Genomic DNA, 17,967 nt, shown 5'->3' with positions numbered 1-17,967 from the left:
TGCAGGGGGAGGAACGGGGCATGAGAGTCAGCGTGTTCGGGCTCGGCTACGTGGGCTGCGTGTCGGCCGCGTGCCTGGCCGGCATGGGGCACGAGGTGATCGGGGTCGACGTCAACCAGGTCAAGGTCGACCTGGTGAACGCGGGCCGGGCCCCGGTCGTCGAGGAGCGGATCGGCGAGCTGATCGCCGACGTCGTGGGCAAGGGGACCTTGAGGGCCACCACCGGCGTCCGCGAGGCGATCGAGGGCAGCGAGGTGTCGCTGGTCTGCGTGGGGACGCCGTCGGAGCCCAACGGCAGCCTGTGCACGACGTACCTGGAGCGCGTCACCGAGGAGATCGGCGCGGCGCTCGCGGAGCGGGGCGGGCGGCACACGGTCGTGTTCCGCTCCACGATGCTCCCGGGGACCTGTCTGAACCTGCTGGTGCCGATCCTGGAGAAGCACGCGGGCGCCGGGGTGGACGTGGGGGTCGCGGTCAACCCGGAGTTCCTGCGCGAGGGCACGAGTGTGCGGGACTTCTTCGACCCGCCGAAGACCGTGATCGGCGAACTCGACGCGGCGAGCGGCGACGTGGTGGCCGCGCTGTACGAGGGGCTGCCGGGCGAGGTGTTCCGGGTGTCGGTGCCGACGGCCGAGGCGATCAAGTACGCGGACAACGCGTTCCACGGCCTCAAGATCGGTTTCGCGAACGAGCTGGGCGCGGTCTACCAGGCGCTCGGGGTGGACTCGCACCAGGTGATGGACGTGTTCCTCGCCGACCGCAAGCTGAACATCAGCCCGGCCTATCTGCGGCCCGGGTTCGCGTTCGGCGGCTCCTGCCTGCCGAAGGACCTGCGCAGCCTGGTCCACGCGGCGCAGCGGGCCGACGTGTCGGTGCCGATCCTGTCCCACGTGCTGCCGTCCAACTCCGACCACCTCCAGCGGGCGGTGGAGCTGGTGGAGCGCACCGGCAAACGGCGGGCGGGGATCTTCGGGCTGTCCTTCAAGCCCGGCACCGACGACCTGCGCGAGAGTCCCCTCGTCGAATTGGCGGAACGTCTCTTCGGCAAGGGGTACGACCTGAAGATCTACGACGCCAACGTGAGCCTGTCGCGGCTCCTCGGCGCGAACCGCGAGTACATCGAGACCCGCCTGCCGCACCTCGCGCAACTGCTCGCGGACTCCGTGGAGGAGGTCCTCGACCACGCCGAGGTGTGCCTGGTCGGCACCCGCGACCCGGAGGTCCTCGCGGCGCTCCCGCACGGCGGGACACCGGTGATCGTCGACCTCGTCCACCTCCCCGACGCCGACGCGCGCCGGGCCGGACCGGGGTACGTGGGCCTTGCCTGGTGACGTGGGCGCGCGGCGCGCGCTGGTGCTGGTGGAGAACCTGTCCGTGCCCTTCGACCGGCGTGTGTGGCAGGAGTGCGCGACGCTGCGCGACGCGGGCTGGCAGGTCGACGTCATCTGCCCGCAGGGCGGCAAGCGGGACACGGAGCCGGAGGCGGTGATCGACGGGATCCGCATCCACCGCTACCCGCTGCACGCGGCGACCGGCGGTCCGGCCGGCTATCTGCGCGAGTACGGCTCGGCGCTGTGGCACACGTTCCGGCTGGCCCGGAAGGTGGGCCCGGTGGACGTCGTGCACGCCTGCAACCCGCCCGACCTGCTGTTCCTGCCCGCGCTGTGGCTGAAGCGGCGCGGCGCCCGGTTCGTGTTCGACCAGCACGACCTCGTACCGGAGCTGTACCTGTCGCGGTTCGGCCGGGGCGAGGACCTCCTCTACCGGGGCGTGTGCGCGCTGGAGCGGCTGACCTACCGGGTCGCGGACGTGGTCCTCGCGACGAACGAGAGCTACAAGGCCGTCGCCGTACGCCGGGGCGGGCGCAGGCCGCAGGACGTGTTCGTCGTGCGCAGTGCGCCGGACGTCGACCGGTTCCATCCGGTGGAGCCGGAGCCGGAGTTGAAGCGCGGCAAGCCGCATCTGCTGTGCTACCTCGGGGTGATGGGCCCGCAGGACGGCGTGGACTACGCGCTGCGGGCGCTGGCGAAGCTGCGGGACGAGTGCGGGCGCGACGACTGGCACGCGGTGTTCGTGGGCGGCGGGGACACCTTCGACGCGATGGTGGAGCTGTCCCGCACCCTCGGACTCACCGGCCAGGTCGAGTTCACGGGCCGTATCCCGGACGCCGACCTCGCGCGCTACCTGTCGTCGGCGGACGTGTGCCTCTCCCCCGACCCGCACAACCCGCTCAACGACGTGTCGACGATGAACAAGGTCCTGGAGTACATGGTCATGGGCCGGCCGATCGTCTCGTTCGAGCTGCGCGAGGCGCGGGTCTCCGCCGGGGACGCCGCCGTCTACGCGCCCGCCAACGACGAGTCGGCGTTCGCGAAGCTGATCGTGGAGCTGCTGGACGACCCCGAGCGGCGGGCCCGGATGGGCGAGGTGGGCCGGGAGCGGATCGGCGGTCCGCTGGCCTGGCGCAACTCGCAGACGGCGCTGCTCGCCGCGTACGACGCCGCCTCCAGGAGCACGGGAAAGAGGCAGCACCGTTGAGCGACGACACCATACGGCTGGTCACGGTCGGACGGATCCTGCGCCGGCGCGGGCGGCTGCTCGTGCTGCTCGCCGTGGTGGGCGCGCTCGTCGGCTACGGCGCCTGGCTGGTGTTCCCGGCGCAGTACACGACGTCCGCGTCGGTGCTGCTGCCGGGGGCGTGGGAGGAGCGCGAGCTGCTGACGCAGGCGCAGATCGCGACCAGTTCGGTGGTGATCGACCGGGCCGCCGCCACGCTCGACCGGCCCGGCGTCGACGGCGGCGCCCTCAAGGACCGGGTGAGCGCGACGGCCGCCGACGGGAACATCGTCAAGATCTCCGCCACGGACGAGACTCCCAAGGGGGCGCAGCAGATCGCCGACGAGGTGGCGCGGCAGTTCGTCGCGTTCGCGGCGCGGGTCTCGGGCGCGAGCACCGGCCAGGACGCGGCCTCGGGTCCGGAGGAGCTGCGTCAGCTCGTGACGCAGACGGGGCGCCGGATCTCGGAGCTGGCGGACGCGGCCGGTACGGGGGAGTCCGTGGAGAGCGTGCAGACCCGTACGGAGCTGACGAAGCTGCGTACGGCGTTGCAGGAGGCCGTCACCAAGCTGAACCAGGCGGGTCCGGCCTCCGGGAAGGCGGCCATGGTCGTCATGGGCCCGGCTCCCCGGCCGACCGGCGAGGCGCCGCCGACGCGGACGCAGCTCACCGTCGGCGGGGGCCTGTTGTTCTTCCTCCTCGCGGTGATCGGCCATCTCACCGCCGCCCGCATGAGCCGCAGGCTGCGCACGGAGACGGAGATCGCGGGGGCGCTGGGCTCGCCGCTCCTCGGTACGGTCGACGTGCCCGCCGGGCGCCGGTCGCGTGGCCGTGGGCTGCGCCGGCTCCTGGGGACGGACGTCCGCTGGGACGTGCCGCCCCCGCAGCCGTCCGGTGACGAGGCCGACCGGCAGATCCGCTACCGGCGGGTGTGCGCCCGTATCCGCGAGCGCCTCCCGTTCCCGCACAGTCTGCTGGTGCTCGTCCCGGACGGCGACGACACCGCCCGCAGTGCGGCGGACCACCTGGTCGCCGAGTCGGACAGCGATCCCCTCCTCGCCGTGGCCGGGGTCTCGGTGCAGCGGCCGGTCGTCCCGGACCGCGACGCGGAGTCCGGCGCCCTGGTCGTGCTGAGCCCGGGCGAGTGGACCGCCGTGGAGCTGACCGGCATCGCCGAGGCGTGCGCCGACGCGGGGCACACGGTCGTCGGTGTCGTCCTCTCCGCGCCCGTCACGACTCGGACGGCCCGTGCGGGCAACCGCCGCCAGAAGGCCCTCGCGACGGGAGGCGCCGGGTGACGACACCGCAGTCCGCTCCCCTGCTCGACCTCCAGGCGCTGGTGGTCGCGGTGCGCCGGCGCCGGCGCCTGTGGTGTGCGACGGCCGTGCTGGGGCTGACGGCCGGCGCCTCGGTGCCGGTGCTGCTGCCGCCCGCGCCGACGGCGGTGGCCAAGGTGCTGGTCGCCCACCAGGCGGACCAGCCGAACGACCCCGGCACCCTGATCCGTACGGACGTCGCCCTGCTGAGCACCACACGCATCGCCGACGCCGCGCTGAAGGCCCTCAGGTCCCCGGACCGGCCGGAGGACTTCATGGCGGACTACAGCGGTCTCGGCCTGACCAACAACCTGCTCCAGATCACGGTGACGGGTGCCAGTGACGCCCAGGCGGTGGCCCGTGCCAAGGCGCTCGCGGACGCGTTCGTCGCCGACCACGTCCGGCGCATCCAGCAGGCGGCGGACGCCGAGGCGAAGGGGCTCCTCGACCAGCGGGACCGGCTGGAGGCCGACCTCGCCCGCGTCGACCAGGCGATCACCGACGGCTCGGGGCAGACCGGGCCGAAGGCGTCGGCGGACCTGGAGTCGCTGTTCGCCCGCCGGGCCGAACTCACCGCGCGGATCACCGACTTCGGGCAGCGCGCGGCGGAGGCGCGGATCGGCACGCCCCGGCTGGTGGCCGGCACGCAGATCGTGGACGCGCCGCGCGCGCTGAGCCACTCCCTGCCGAAGGCCGCCGCCACGGACGGGGTGATCGGCCTGGTCCTCGGGTTCGTCCTCGGGCTCGCGGTGGCCGCCGTGGGCACGGTGGTCGCGGACCGTCCCGTCCTGCGCCGGGAGATCGCGGCGAACCTGAACGCCTCGGTCATCGCCGAACTGCCCCTTCGCTCCCCCCGGTTGTGGGGGCGGCGCCGCAACCGGGCGGCCCGTGAACGCCTCACCGCGTCGCTGGCCCGCACGGTGCGCGCCTCGGCGGAGCCGGTGTCGCTGCTGGCGCTGGGGTGCGCGCGGGGCACCGGGGTGATCGCCCTGGACCTGGCCCGCGCCCTGGTGGCGGAGGGTCCGGTGACCGTCGTGGACGCGCTGCCGGGATCGCGGCTCACCAAGCGCAAGCCGCAGCCGGGAGACCCGACCGTCGTCACCACGGCCCCGGCCGCCCCGGCATCCCCGGCGGAACGCCGGATCGGCGTCGGCTCGGTGGCGCCCGGCACCGCCTGGACCGACCTGCGGTACCTCGGCACGAAGACCGTCCTCGTGGTGCGGGCCGGGCACGGCAGCGCGGCGTGGCTGCACACGGTGGCGCGGCAGCTCGCGGACCAGCGGGTCGAGGTGGTCGGCGTGGTGCTGATCGACCCCGATCCGCGCGACCGGACCGACGGCACGCTGTGGGCCGAACGGCCCCCGGCGCCGCCCCGGCTGTTACGGAAGAACGGGGTGGAGCGGCTGCCGAAGTGGGCGACGCGGGTCCCGGACAGCGACCAGGAAGCGCGGTAGGACATGTGTGGCATCGCAGGCACGTACCGCTGGCCGGACGGGAAGGCCGTCACGGACCGGCTGACCGGCGTCCTCGCCCACCGGGGCCCGGACGGGTCCGGTCATTACGGCCACCCCGCCGGTGACGGCGAGGTGCACCTCGGGCACCGCAGGCTGGCCATCATCGACCTCTCGGAGACCGGCGCCCAGCCGATGGCGAAGGACGGTCTCGTCCTCACCTACAACGGCGAGCTGTACAACGCGCCCGAACTGCGCGCCGAGCTCGAAGGAGCCGGGGCGCGGTTCCGGGGCACCTCCGACACCGAGGTCCTGCTGGAGGCGTGGCGGCGCTGGGGCACGGACTGTCTGCCCCGGCTGCGCGGCATGTTCGCGTTCGGCGTCTTCGACGAGCGCACCGGTGAGCTGGTCCTCGCCCGCGACCAGCTCGGCATCAAGCCGCTGTTCCTGATCCGGCGCGGCGAGGGCCTGGTGTTCGCCTCCGAGCTGAAGGCGCTGGCCGCCGTGACGGGCGGTTCGCTGGAGGTGGACCACGCGGCGCTGGTGGCCTCGCTCCTCTACTACTGGGTGCCGGACTCGCGGTGCGCGTTCCGCGAGGCGGAGAAGCTGCCGCCGGGGAGCTGGCTGCTGATCCGGCCCGACGGGCGGGTGGAGCGCGGGCGCTACTGGAACCTGCGGGACGTCGCCGCCGAGGCCCGGTACGGGGAGCTGCCGGACATCGCGGCCGTCGTCGAGGAGTCGACGCGGCGTCACCTCCTGTCCGACGTCCCCGTGGCGACGTTCCTGTCCGGGGGGCTCGACTCCAGTTACCTGACCGCGCTCGCGGCCCGGGACCGGCCGGGGATCTCCGCCTACACGATCGGGTTCCGCGCCGAGGACTCCAGGTTCGAGGCGATGCCGGACGACCTGCGCTACGCCCGGCAGGTCGCGGAGCGGTTCGGGGTCGACCTGCACGAGATCGAGATCGCGCCCGACGTCCTGGACCTGCTGCCCCGGATGACGTACCACCTGGACGAGCCGATCGGCGACCCGGCCGCGATCAACACGTTCCTGATCTGTACGGCCGCCCGGGAGGCCGGGGTCAAGGTGATGCTGTCGGGGATGGGCGCGGACGAGCTGTTCGCCGGGTACCGCAAGCACCTCGCGAACCTCCTCGCGCTGCGCTACCAGCGCGTGCCGCGTCCGCTGCGGCGCGGGCTGTCCGGGGTCGTGGACCGGCTGCCGGTCGCGTCCGCCCGCCGGGGGTACCGGTCGGTGCGGTTCGCGAAGCGGTTCCTGTCCTTCGCGGACCTGCCGGAGGAGACCGCGTTCCGGCGCAGCTACACCCTGTACGACCGGGCCGAACTCCTCGGCCTGATCGACCCGGACCTGGCGGGGACGGTCGACGACGTGCTCACCGAGCACGCGGACACCTACGAGGACAACGACCTCGACGACTTCGTGAACCGCATGTGCCTGGGCGACGCCCGGATGTTCCTGCCGGGCCTCAACCTCGCCTACACCGACCGCTCCAGCATGGCCGCGTCGACCGAGGTGCGGGTGCCGTACGTGGACGTCGAGGTCGTGAAGGCGGCGTTCGCGGTGCCCGGCGACCAAAAGATCGTCGGGCGGCAGGGCAAGGCCGTGCTGAAGGAGGCGGCCCTCTCCGTGCTGCCCCGGGAGATCGTGTACCGGCCCAAGGGCCTGTTCAGCGCGCCGCTGCGGGCCTGGATGAGCCGGGACCTCGCGCCGCTGGTCCAAGAGGTGGTGCACGACGGGGTGCTCGTGCGGTCGGGGTTCCTGCGGCGGGAGGCGCTGGCGCGGATGGTCGCCGAGGACGCCGCCGGGCAGCACGACTTCTCCAAGCATCTGTGGCACGTCCTGACCCTCGAGTACTGGTATCGCGGCGCGACCTCCGGGTCCGCTCCCCTGACGGCGTAGAGAAACGAAGAGGCTTCGGTGAAACAGGTCGTACAGAACTACAAGAGCGGCGAGCTGGCTCTCCTCGACGTGCCGGTGCCGGGGTGCAAGCCGGGCGGGGTGCTGGTGCGCACCGCCTACTCGCTGATCTCCACCGGCACCGAGCTGATGAAGGTCTCCGAGGCCGGCATGTCGATGCTGGGCAAGGCCCGTTCGCGCCCCGACCAGGTCGCGAAGGTCGTGCAGAGCGTGGCCGTGAACGGGGTGCCCGCGACCTACCGCAAGGTGATGGGCAAGCTGGACTCGTACACGCCGCTGGGCTATTCGCTGTGCGGGGTCGTCGAGCAGGTCGGCGACGGGATCGACGACGTGAAGGCCGGCGACCTGGTGGCGTGCGCGGGCAACGAGCACGCGCTGCACGCCGAGCTGAACTGGGTGCCGAAGAACCTGTACGCCCCGGTGCCGGACGGCCTCGCGCCCCGGCACGCCGCGTTCGGGACGGTCGGGTCGATCGCGTTGCAGGGGGTCCGGCAGGGCGAGTCCCGGCTCGGTGAGGTCGCGCTGGTGATCGGCCTCGGGCTGATCGGACAGCTCGTGGTGCAGTTGCTGGCCGCCTCGGGGGTGCGCGTCGTCGGCGCCGACCCCGACCCGGCGCGCTGCGAACTCGCCGCGCGGCTGGGCGCGGTGGCCTGCGGTGACCCGGCGTCCCCGGCCGTGGAGTCCGCGGTGGTGGACCTGACCGACGGCCACGGCGTGGACCAGGTGTATCTGGCGGCCGGCGGCGGCAGCAATCAGCCCGTCGAGCTGGCCGCGCGGCTGAGCCGGGACCGGGGCCGGGTCGTCGACATCGGCAAGTGCCGCCTCGACCTGCCGTGGAACGCGTACTACGAGAAGGAGCTGGACGTCCGCTTCTCCCGCAGCTACGGGCCCGGCCGCTACGACCCTGAGTACGAGCTCGACGGCCGGGACTACCCGATCGGGTACGTCCGCTGGACGGAGCGCCGGAACCTGGCGTGCTTCCTGGACCTCGCCGCGCGCGGCCGGGTCGATGTGGAGCCGCTGGTGTCCCACGTCGCGGACTTCGACGACGCGGTGGAGACGTACCGGAGCCTGAAGGACGGCGACCTCAAGGCCGTGGCCGTGCTGTTCCGGTACCCCCAGAGCCCCGGGAACGCCGAGAGCACGGCCGTGGCCGAGGCGCCGACGGTGACCGTGCCCGCCGTGCGCGTCACGCCCGCGCCCCGGACCGCCAAGGCCACGTCGTCCCCCGTGCGTCTCGCCTTCGTGGGCGCCGGCAACTACGCGACCTCAATGCTCCTCCCCCACCTCACCGGCCGTGACGGCGTCGAACTCGCCACGGTCGTCACCACGACCGCCCTCTCCGCCGCCAACGCGCAGCGCAAGTTCGGCTTCGCCGAGGCGACCACCGATCTCGACGCGGTCCTCGGCGACAAGGCGATCGACGCGGTGTTCGTCGTCACCCGCCACAGCTCGCACGCCGACCTGACCCGCAGGGCGCTGCTCGCGGGCAAGGCGGTGTTCGTGGAGAAGCCCCTCGCGCTCAGCGAGGAGGAGCTGGCCGGGGTGCTCTCGGCGGTCGAGGAGTCCGGCAACGACCGGATCCAGGTGGGGTTCAACCGCCGGTTCGCGCCCCTGCTGCGGGAGGCGAAGGAGCGGTTCGGCGCCAGGAGCGGCCCGGCGTCCCTGCGCTATCTGGTCAACGCGGGCCGGCTGGCGCACGGCAGCTGGTACCTCCGGCAGGGCACCGAGGGCTCCCGGTTCGCCGGTGAGGGCGGGCACTTCGTCGACACGGCGAGCTGGCTGCTCGACGCCGACCCGGTCTCGGTGTACGCGGTCGCCTCACCGGATCAGGAGGATCTCCAGGTCGTCCTGCGCTACCCGGACGACTCCACCGCGACGATCAGCTACGTCACGACGGGCGCGGCAGGCTTCCCGAAGGAGACGCTGGACCTGGTCGCCGACGGCAAGGTGCTGCGGCTCGACGACTTCGTGCGCGCCTCGGTCTACGACCGCAAGCGGTGGGTGAGTTCCCGGCTGCCGAAGGCCCGCGACAAGGGCCAGAACGCCGAACTCGCCGCGTTCGTGAAGGCGGTGCGGACCGGCGGCCCGATGCCGGTGCCGCTGGAGTCGCTGGCCGCCACCACGGCGGCGACCCTCGCCGTGCGGGCTTCTGTGGCCGGCGGGGTGCCGGTGACGCTGGCGGGGGCGCGATGAGCCTGGACGCGGGGTGGTACCTGCGGCGGCTGTCGCGGATGGGTCCGATGGAGGTCGCCGGGCGGGCCGGGGACGTGGTGCGCAGGCGGCGGTGGCGGTCGGCGCGGCCCGTCTGCCCGGACGTGACCGGCGCCCGGTTCACCGCCGTCCTGCCGCCGGGGGCGCTCGCCTGCGTGCCGCCGGACGCGGTGAAGCGGCTGGTGGCGGAGGCGGACCGGCTGATGGCGGGGTACGGCGAGTTCTTCGGGGTGGTCCGCGACGACCTGGACGCCCCGGACTGGTGGTACGACCCGAAGACCGGGCGGCGCGCGCCCTGGGGGTACGCCTTCGACGTGCCGTACCGGGACGAGGAGACCGTCGGGGACATCAAGCAGATCTGGGAGCCGTCCCGGCACCAGTACCTGACCGTGCTCGCCGCCGCCTACGCGGTCACCGGCGACGAGCGGTACGCCGAGCGGGTCGCCGCGCATCTGCGGTCGTGGTGGTCGGCCAACGCGCCCTTGCGCGGGGTGCACTGGACGAGCGGCATCGAGCTGGGCATCCGGCTGCTGTCCTGGGTGTGGATCCGCAGGCTGCTCGACGAGTGGCCGGAGGTGGCCGGTCTGTTCGAGGGCAACCCGGTGGCGGTGCGCCAGATCTGGCACCACCAGCGCTGGCTGGCCGCCTTCCCGAGCCGGGGTTCGTCGGCGAACAACCACATCGTCGCCGAGGCCGCCGGACAGTTCGCCGCGGCCTGCGCGTTCGACTGGTTCCCGGCCTCGGAGCGCTGGCGCGGCGACGCCCTGCGGTCCCTGGAGCGGCACCTGCGCCGGAACACCTTCCCGTCCGGCCTCAACCGCGAACTGGCCACCGAGTACCACGGGCTGGTCCTCGAACTGGGGCTCGCGGCACTGGCCGAGGCGGATACGGCGGGTGTTCCGGTCCCGCCGTCGGTCCGGCTGGTGCTGCTGCGGATGACCGACGCGCTCGCGGCCGTCGTGGACAGCCGGCTGCGCCCGCCCCGGCAGGGTGACGCGGACGACGGGTACGGCCTGGTCGTCGACGGCGCGGGCACGGACCGCTGGGCGTCGCTGCTGGCCACGGGGGACGCGCTGTTCGGGCGCCTCGACTGGTGGCCGAAGGTCACCGGCACCGACGTCCGCACTCCGCTGCTGGCCGCGCTCGTCGAGCCGTATCAACGGGGCGACCGTCCCGCGAGCCGCCCCGCGCACTTCGCGGACGCGGGGCTGACCGTCCTGCGCGGGCCGGGGGAGATCTGGTGCCGGTGCGACGGGGGCCCGCACGGGTTCCTGTCGATCGCCGCGCACGCGCACGCGGACGCGCTGTCCGTGGAGGTGCGCCACGACGGGGTGGACGTGCTCGCCGACCCGGGGACGTACTGCTACCACGGCCAGCCCGCGTGGCGGCGGTACTTCCGCTCGACGCTCGGCCACAACACGCTCCAGGTCGACGGCGAGGACCAGTCCGTGTCCGGGGGCCCGTTCCTGTGGACCCGGCACGCGCGCAGCCGGGTCCTGGTCGCCGACACCTCCGAGGCGGGGGTGGCCCGCTGGGGTGCCGAGCACGACGGGTACGGGCCTTCCGCGCACCGGCGGTGGGTCGAACTGACGTCGGCGGACCGGGAGGTGCGGATCGTCGACGAGGTGTCCGGCGAGCGGCGTGCCGTACGGCTCGCGTTCCACCTCGGCCCCGCGGTCACCGCGCGCCTGGAGGAGAACCGGGCGCTGCTGACGTGGGCGCGGGACGGCGAGGAGCGGTCCGCGACGCTCGATCTGCCGGGGCGGCTCGACTGGCGGGCGCACCGGGGCGAGAGCGATCCGCCGCTGGGCTGGTACTCCCCCGGCTTCGGGCGCAAGGAGCCCGCGACGACGCTGGTCGGCACCGGTTCCACCGGGAGCGTCGAGGGGTTCGTCACCGTGCTCAGGTTCCACGGCTGAGGGGGCGGAGGGTGGGCATGAAATGGCGGTACTGGGCGGCGTCGCTCGCCCTGCTGGCGGTGGCCGGCTGCGACAGCGCGCCGGACGCGAAGCCTGAGCCGACCTCCACGCCGGCCACGTCCGTGTCGGCGTCGGTGGCCCGGGTGTGCGCCAAGCCCGCGGCCGGTCCGGCGTCGGCGCCCAAGGGTGCGGTGAGCGTCGACCCGGCCGTGCCCGGCGATCTGGCGGAGAAGACGAAGAGCAGCCCCCCGCGCACGACGTTCTGGCTGCGTCCGGGCACGCACCGGCTCGAAGCGGACCGGTACGCCCAGGTCATCCCCAAGGACGGTGACCGCTATGTGGGCGCGCCGGGTGCGGTGCTGGACGGCCGGAAGGTCAACCAGTACGCGTTCGGCGGGCCCGCCCGCGATGTGTCCGTGCGCTATCTGACCGTGCAGAACTTCGTCGCGCCGCACGACGAGGGGGTCGTCAACCACGACTCGGCCGACGGGTGGGTGATCGAGCACGCGACGATCCAGAACAACTCGGGGGCCGGGCTGATGGCCGGGGCGCGGCAGCAGGTGCGCGCCAACTGCCTGCGCGGCAACGGGCAGTACGGCATCAACGCGTACAAGTCGGGCCGGATCAGTGGTCTGGTGGTCGAGGGGAACGAGATCACCGGGAACAACACCGGCGACTGGGAGCGCAAGCAGCCCGGCTGCGGCTGCACGGGGGGCGTCAAGTTCTGGGCGGTCGACGGGGCCGACGTACGGGGCAACTGGGTGCACGGCAACCGGGGCACCGGGCTGTGGGCGGACACCAACAACAACGACTTCCTGATCGAGGACAACGTCCTGGAGGACAACGACGGGGCCGCGCTGATCTACGAGACCAGCTACAACGCGGTGATCCGGGGCAACACGATCCGGGGGAACAACAAGGTCGAGGGCCGCCGGTACGCGGACCGCGGCGACTCCTTCCCGCTCGCGACGGTCTATCTGTCCGAGTCGGGCGGCGAACCGCGCGTGCGGGCGCGCACGGACAAGATCGAGGTCTACCGCAACGTCCTGGAGAACAACTGGTCCGGGATCACCCTGTGGGAGAACGCCGACCGGTTCTGCAACAGCCCGGCGAACACGTCGTCCGGCGACTGCACGCTCCTGGTGAAGGACACCCGGCGCTGTGCGCGCCCGGGCATCACGAAGGCGCCGCTGTACGCGGACTGCCGGTGGAAGACGCAGCGCGTGGAGATCCACGACAACCGGTTCGTGCTGGACAAGGCGGCCGTCGGCTGCACGACGCTGTGCGACCGGATGGCGGTGCTGGCGAACTACGGCACCTACCCCGACTGGTCGCCGTACCAGGGCGACGGGGTCGCCGACGCGATCACCCTGAAGCAGGGCAACCGCTGGTACCACAACGAGTACGCCGGCCCGTGGACGTTCGTCGTCCACGACCCGAGCCGCACGCTCGACGCCGGGCAGTGGCGCAGCGCGCCGTACCGGCAGGACGCGGGCAGCACCTTCCGCGCGCGGGAAGGCGGCTGAGATGGGGGCGCCGAGGCTCGTCGGGACGGTGTGGGGGCTGCTGATCCTCAACACGCTGGGCTCGGCCGGGGCGAAGACCGTCGTGCCGATCCCCCGGTCGCTGATCCAGATGGTGACGATGGGCGCGCTGGTGGCCGCGTTCACACTGGCGCTCGCGCTGAACCTGCGGCTGAAGGTCCGGGGCAGCGCCTATCTGCTGCTGCTCAGCCTGCTGGTGGTGGTGAGCGTCCTGTCCAGCGTGCACCTGGAGTCCGGGTTCGGGGCGCTGTTCCGGTGCGCCCGCCTCGCGCTCTTCGTGGGCACGCTGTGGCTGCTGACCCGCTGGTGGGACGGCGGCGACACGTTCGTACGGCATCACATCCGGATCTACTTCGCGGTGCTGATGTCGGTGGCGGCGGGCCTGGTGGTGTCGCCGGGCGCCGCGCTGCCGGAGCTGTACGGGGGGCGGCTGGTCGGGGCGCTGTGGCCGCTGACGCCGCCGCAGATCGGGCAGTACGCGGCGGTGATCATCGGTCTTTCGGTGCTGCTCCTGCTGGGCGGGCGGACCGACCGGGGCAGTGCGGCGCTGGTCGTCGTGCCGTCGCTGGTGCTGCTCGCGCTGACCCACACCCGGACGGCGACGCTCGGGCTGCTGGTCGGGCTGACGCTGGCGATCGTGTCGCTGGTGCTGACGAGTTCGTCCGCGCGCCGGTTCTTCTCCTGGTCGGTGCTGATGGCGACCGTGGCGGCCGTGGGGTTCAGCTCGCTGCTCCAGGCGTGGTTCCTGCGCGGGCAGAGCCAGGAGAACTTCACGAGCCTCACCGGGCGGGCGAAGGTGTGGGACGCGCTGCTCTCGGCGCCCCGGTCGCCGGCGGAGGAGCTCTTCGGGGTGGGCCTGGGCGACAAGTCGTTCGCGGGCCTGCCGATCGACAACAGCTGGCTGGCCGTCTACAACGAGCAGGGCTTCGCCGGGGTCGGACTGGTCGCGGCGTTCCTCGTCGTGCTGGCCGCCGTCGCACTGCTGAGGCCGCCGTCCCTCGCGCGGGCCTGCGCGATCTTCCTGATCAGCTACTGCGCGATCGCGTCGTACACGGAGGCCGGTCTCGGGGACGCCTCGCCGTATCTGCTGCATCTGGCGGTCGCCGCCTCGCTGCTGGCGGCGCCGGTGCGGACGGCTCCCGAGCTGCCCCGTCTGCCGTCGGAGGTGAACTGACCGTGCATGTCCTCGTGGTGCACAACCGCTACGCCTCGGCGCAGCCGAGCGGTGAGAACAAGGTCGTCGACCAGGAGGTGGCGCTCCTGCGGGAGGCGGGCCACCGGGTCGGGGTGTTCGAGCGGCGCAGCGACGACATCGCCGCCCGCTCCCTGCCGTCGAAGGCCGCGCTGCCGCTGCTGGTGCCGTGGAACCCGGGCGTGCGCCGGGAGCTGGCGGCGCGGCTGCGGGCCGAGCGGCCCGACGTGGTGCACGTCCACAACGTGTTCCCGCTGCTGTCCCCGGCGGTGCTGGCGGCCTGCGCCGACGCGGGGGTGCCCGCTGTGGCGACCCTGCACAACTACACGCAGGTCTGCCCGCCGGGCACGCTCCGGCGCGACGGCCGGCCGTGCTCGGCGTGCGTCGGGAGGGCGCCGCTGCCCGCCGTACGGCACGGCTGCTACCGGGGCTCGCGGCTGGCCACGGTGCCGCTCGCGCTGAGTCTGTCGGTGAACCGGCGGCGCTGGTGGTCCGGCGTGGAGCGGTTCTTCTGCATCTCCGCCGCCCAGCGCGAGATCCTCGTGCGGGCCGGGATGCCGGCCGGACTGCTGGCGGTGAAGCACAACTTCGTCCCCGAACCGGGCATCGGCCGCACCGGCCCCGGCGAGCACCTCCTCTTCCTGGGCCGCCTCGCCGAGGCCAAGGGCGTGCGGCTGCTGATGGCCGCGTGGGACGAGGTCGCGGCCGGCGGCGGTGTGGGGGTGCCGCTGGTGATCGCCGGGACGGGGCCGCTGGAGGCGGAGGTGACCGCCTGGGCCGCCGGGCGCGGCGACGTGCGGTACGTGGGCCTGTACGACACGGACCAGTGCCGGGAGGTCGTCGCGCGGTCGGTCGCCGTGGTCGCCCCGTCGACGTGGCAGGAGGCGTTCGGCCTGGTCGCCGTGGAGGCGATGGCGGCCGGGGTGCCGGTGGTCGCCGCCGGGCACGGGGCGTTCACCGAACTCGTCGAGGACGGGGTGAGCGGGCTGCTGCACCGGCCGGGCGACCCGGCCTCGCTGGCGTCCTGCCTGCGCCGGATCACCGGCGCCGACCAGGAGATGGGGCGTGCGGCCAGGCGCCGTTACGAGCAGGGGTTCAGTCCGGCCGTCGGTCTTGAGCGCCTGCTGGAGGGGTACCGCTCCGCGATCGCGGGGCGGACACAGCCGAGTGGGGGGAACCACTAGATGACACGATGCCGACTCTGCGGCTCACAAGCGCTCGCGAGCGTGGTCGACCTGGGGGCGACACCGCCGTGCGAGAGCTTCCTCGCCGCCGACCAGCTGGACCTGCCGGAGCAGACGTACCCGCTGCACCTGCGGGTGTGCACGGAGTGCTGGCTCGCGCAGATCCCGCCGCTGATCACGCCGGAGGAGACGTTCACGCAGTACGCGTACTTCTCGTCCTACTCGACGTCGTGGGTGGACCACGCGCGCACGTTCGTCGCGGGCGCCGTCGAGCGCCTGGGGCTCGGGCCCGACGCGTTCGTGGTGGAGGTCGCCAGCAACGACGGCTACCTGCTGAAGCACGTGGTGGACCGGGGGATGCGCTGCCTGGGCATCGAGCCGTCGGTGAACGTGGGGGCGGCGGCGCGGGAGGCGGGGGTGCCGACGATCACCCGGTTCCTCGACCCGGACACCGGCGCCGAGGTCCGCGCCGACCACGGTCCGGCGGACCTGGTGGTCGCCAACAACGTGTACGCGCACATCCCCGACGTGGTCGGCTTCACCCGGGGCCTGCGCGCCCTGGTCGCCGACGACGGCTGGGTGTCGATCGAGGTGCAGCACCTGCTGACGCTGATCGAGGAGAACCAGTACGACACGATCTACCACGAGCACTTCCAGTACTACTCGGTCGCCGCCGCGATCCGCGCGCTGGCCAGCGGCGGGCTCGCGCTGGTGGATGTCGAGCTGCTGCCGACGCACGGCGGCTCGATCCGCCTGTGGGCGCGTCCGGCGGAGGTCGCGGGCGAGCCGTCCCAGCGGGTGACGGACGTCCTGGACCGGGAGAAGGCGGCCGGGCTCCAGGAGCTGTCCGGGTACACGGAGTTCTCCGCCCGGGTGGCGACCGTACGGCGGGACCTGCTGCGGTTCCTCGTCGAGGCCGCCGAGCGCGGCGAGACGGTCGTCGGGTACGGGGCGCCCGGCAAGGGCAACACGCTGCTGAACCACTGCGGCATCCGCCCCGACCTGCTGCCGTACACGGTCGACCGCAACCCCTACAAGCACGGCCGGTTCACGCCGGGCACCCGCATCCCGATCCTGGCGCCCGAGCAGATCAGCGCCGACCGGCCGGACTACGTGCTGGTCCTGCCGTGGAACCTGCGGGCCGAGCTCACCGAGCAGCTGGCCTTCGTGCACGAGTGGGGCGGCCGGCTGGTCTTCCCCGTCCCGGAACTGAGCATTGTCGAGGTGAAGTCGTGAAGGTCGTCCTGTTCTGCGGCGGTTACGGGCTGCGGATGCGCAGCGGTTCCTCCGACGACGTCCCCAAGCCGATGGCGATGGTCGGTCCGCGCCCGCTGATCTGGCATGTCATGCGCTACTACGCGTACTTCGGGCACACGGAGTTCATCCTGTGCCTCGGGTACGGCGCCGACCACATCAAGAACTTCTTCCTCACCTACGAGGAGACGACGTCCAACGACTTCGTGCTCAGACGCGGCCAGACCGAGCTGCTGTCCACGGACATAGCGGACTGGACGATCACGTTCGTGCAGACCGGCGTGGAGTCGCCGATCGGGGAGCGGCTGCGGCGGGTGCGCGAGCACCTGGACGGGGACGAGATGTTCCTCGCGAACTACGCGGACGTGCTGACCGACGCCCCGCTGCCGGAGATGATCGACCGGTTCTCCCGGCGGGACGCGGGGGCGTCGATGATGGTGGTGCCGCCGCAGTCGTCGTTCCACTGCGTGGACCTCGGGGACGACGGGCTGGTGGGGGGCATCACGCCGGTGAGCGATCTGCCGCTGTGGGAGAACGGCGGCTACTTCGTGCTGCGGCAGGAGGTCTTCGACCACATCCCGGAGAACGGGGACCTGGTCGCCGACGGCTGCGCCGAACTCGCCAAGCGGGGACGGCTGGTGGCACACCGGCACCGGGGGTTCTGGAAGCCGACGGACACCGTGAAGGAGCGGGCCGCGCTCGACGAGGCGTACGCGCGCGGTGAGCGTCCGTGGGCCGTGTGGGAGCGGGTGTGATCCGCCTCAGCGCCGGACGCCTGGAGCGGGTCGCCGCCGTGGGGGCGCACTGCGACGACATCGCGATCGGCGCGGGCGGCACCCTCCTGGCGCTGTGCCGGGCGCACCCGGGTGTCCGGGTGGACGCGCTGGTGCTGTCCGGCGCCGGCACCGGGCGCGAGCAGGAGGAGCGCGACGCGCTCGCCGCGTTCTGTCCGGGCGCCGACCTGCGGCTGACGGTGCTGAAGCTGCCCGACGGCCGCTTCCCGGCGCACTGGGAGGAGGCCAAGGCGGCCGTCGAGGAGCTGCGCGAGCGCACCGACCCGGACCTCGTGCTGGCGCCGCGCACCGACGACGCCCACCAGGACCACCGGGGGCTCGCGCGGCTGATGACCACGGCATTCCGCGACCATCTCGTCCTCGGCTACGAGATCGTCAAGTGGGACGGCGACCTCGGCCGCCCGAACGCCTACCAGCCACTGCCGGTAGAGGTCGCCGAGGAGAAGGTGCGCCTCCTCCAGGCGCACTACGCCTCGCAGCGCCACCGGCCCTGGTACGACCGCGAGGCGTTCCTCGGCCTCGCGAGGATCCGCGGCATCGAATGCCACGCCCGCTACGCCGAGGCGTTCGCGGTCACCAAACTCACTCTCGACCTGGGGGATTGA

General features: G+C 73.0%; 13 protein-coding genes. All 13 read left to right on the top strand.

All coding sequences use genetic code 11. From position 1 onward, the window contains the following. The first annotated feature begins 20 nt into the window (after positions 1 to 20). Genes ACQCO7_RS43600 through ACQCO7_RS43540 form a run of 13 tightly spaced genes read left to right on the top strand, consistent with a single transcriptional unit; the run spans position 21 to position 17,967 of the window. On the top strand, positions 21 to 1,331 hold the full coding sequence (locus ACQCO7_RS43600; protein ID WP_464077053.1) for a nucleotide sugar dehydrogenase: 1,311 nt from the start codon (positions 21 to 23) through the stop codon (positions 1,329 to 1,331). Between the two features lies 1 nt (position 1,332). Next, positions 1,333 to 2,538, top strand: coding sequence for a glycosyltransferase family 4 protein (locus ACQCO7_RS43595; protein WP_464077052.1), 1,206 nt, complete (start codon positions 1,333 to 1,335; stop codon positions 2,536 to 2,538). After that, the gene (locus tag ACQCO7_RS43590) at positions 2,535 to 3,854 is read left to right on the top strand and encodes a polysaccharide biosynthesis protein (protein ID WP_464077051.1); all 1,320 of its coding nucleotides are present in this window, start codon (positions 2,535 to 2,537) and stop codon (positions 3,852 to 3,854) included. The genes ACQCO7_RS43595 and ACQCO7_RS43590 overlap by 4 nt, the downstream gene beginning before the upstream one ends. Further along, entirely contained in the window at positions 3,851 to 5,326 is a 1,476-nt protein-coding gene (locus tag ACQCO7_RS43585; RefSeq protein ID WP_464077050.1) for a Wzz/FepE/Etk N-terminal domain-containing protein, read from the top strand. The genes ACQCO7_RS43590 and ACQCO7_RS43585 overlap by 4 nt, the downstream gene beginning before the upstream one ends. Positions 5,327 to 5,329: 3 nt before the next feature. Beyond that, positions 5,330 to 7,243 carry an asparagine synthase (glutamine-hydrolyzing) gene (asnB, locus tag ACQCO7_RS43580; RefSeq protein WP_464077049.1) on the top strand — a complete coding sequence of 638 codons (1,914 nt, stop codon included), beginning with the start codon at positions 5,330 to 5,332 and terminating at the stop codon, positions 7,241 to 7,243. Positions 7,244 to 7,261: 18 nt separating this feature from the next. Continuing rightward, positions 7,262 to 9,457, top strand: a complete 2,196-nt coding sequence (locus tag ACQCO7_RS43575) for a bi-domain-containing oxidoreductase (protein WP_464077048.1) — start codon at positions 7,262 to 7,264, stop codon at positions 9,455 to 9,457. Next, the gene (locus ACQCO7_RS43570; protein ID WP_464077047.1) at positions 9,454 to 11,394 is read left to right on the top strand and encodes an alginate lyase family protein; all 1,941 of its coding nucleotides are present in this window, start codon (positions 9,454 to 9,456) and stop codon (positions 11,392 to 11,394) included. The genes ACQCO7_RS43575 and ACQCO7_RS43570 overlap by 4 nt, the downstream gene beginning before the upstream one ends. 17 nt (positions 11,395 to 11,411) lie before the next feature. Further along, positions 11,412 to 12,920 (top strand): right-handed parallel beta-helix repeat-containing protein, encoded by a 1,509-nt coding sequence (locus tag ACQCO7_RS43565; protein WP_464077046.1) that lies wholly within the window; start codon positions 11,412 to 11,414, stop codon positions 12,918 to 12,920. Between the two features lies 1 nt (position 12,921). Next, the gene (locus ACQCO7_RS43560) at positions 12,922 to 14,112 is read left to right on the top strand and encodes an O-antigen ligase family protein (protein ID WP_464077045.1); all 1,191 of its coding nucleotides are present in this window, start codon (positions 12,922 to 12,924) and stop codon (positions 14,110 to 14,112) included. Between the two features lie 2 nt (positions 14,113 to 14,114). Then, positions 14,115 to 15,314, top strand: coding sequence for a glycosyltransferase (locus ACQCO7_RS43555; protein WP_464077044.1), 1,200 nt, complete (start codon positions 14,115 to 14,117; stop codon positions 15,312 to 15,314). Then, the gene (locus tag ACQCO7_RS43550) at positions 15,315 to 16,550 is read left to right on the top strand and encodes a methyltransferase domain-containing protein (RefSeq protein ID WP_464077043.1); all 1,236 of its coding nucleotides are present in this window, start codon (positions 15,315 to 15,317) and stop codon (positions 16,548 to 16,550) included. Further along, positions 16,547 to 17,323 (top strand): glycosyltransferase family protein, encoded by a 777-nt coding sequence (locus ACQCO7_RS43545; protein WP_464077042.1) that lies wholly within the window; start codon positions 16,547 to 16,549, stop codon positions 17,321 to 17,323. The genes ACQCO7_RS43550 and ACQCO7_RS43545 overlap by 4 nt, the downstream gene beginning before the upstream one ends. After that, entirely contained in the window at positions 17,320 to 17,967 is a 648-nt protein-coding gene (locus tag ACQCO7_RS43540; RefSeq protein ID WP_464077041.1) for a PIG-L deacetylase family protein, read from the top strand. Before ACQCO7_RS43545 ends, ACQCO7_RS43540 begins: the two co-directional genes overlap by 4 nt.

This window comes from Streptomyces saintjeani, assembly GCF_055409605.1.
This window is presented reverse-complemented; position numbering and strand designations above follow the sequence as displayed.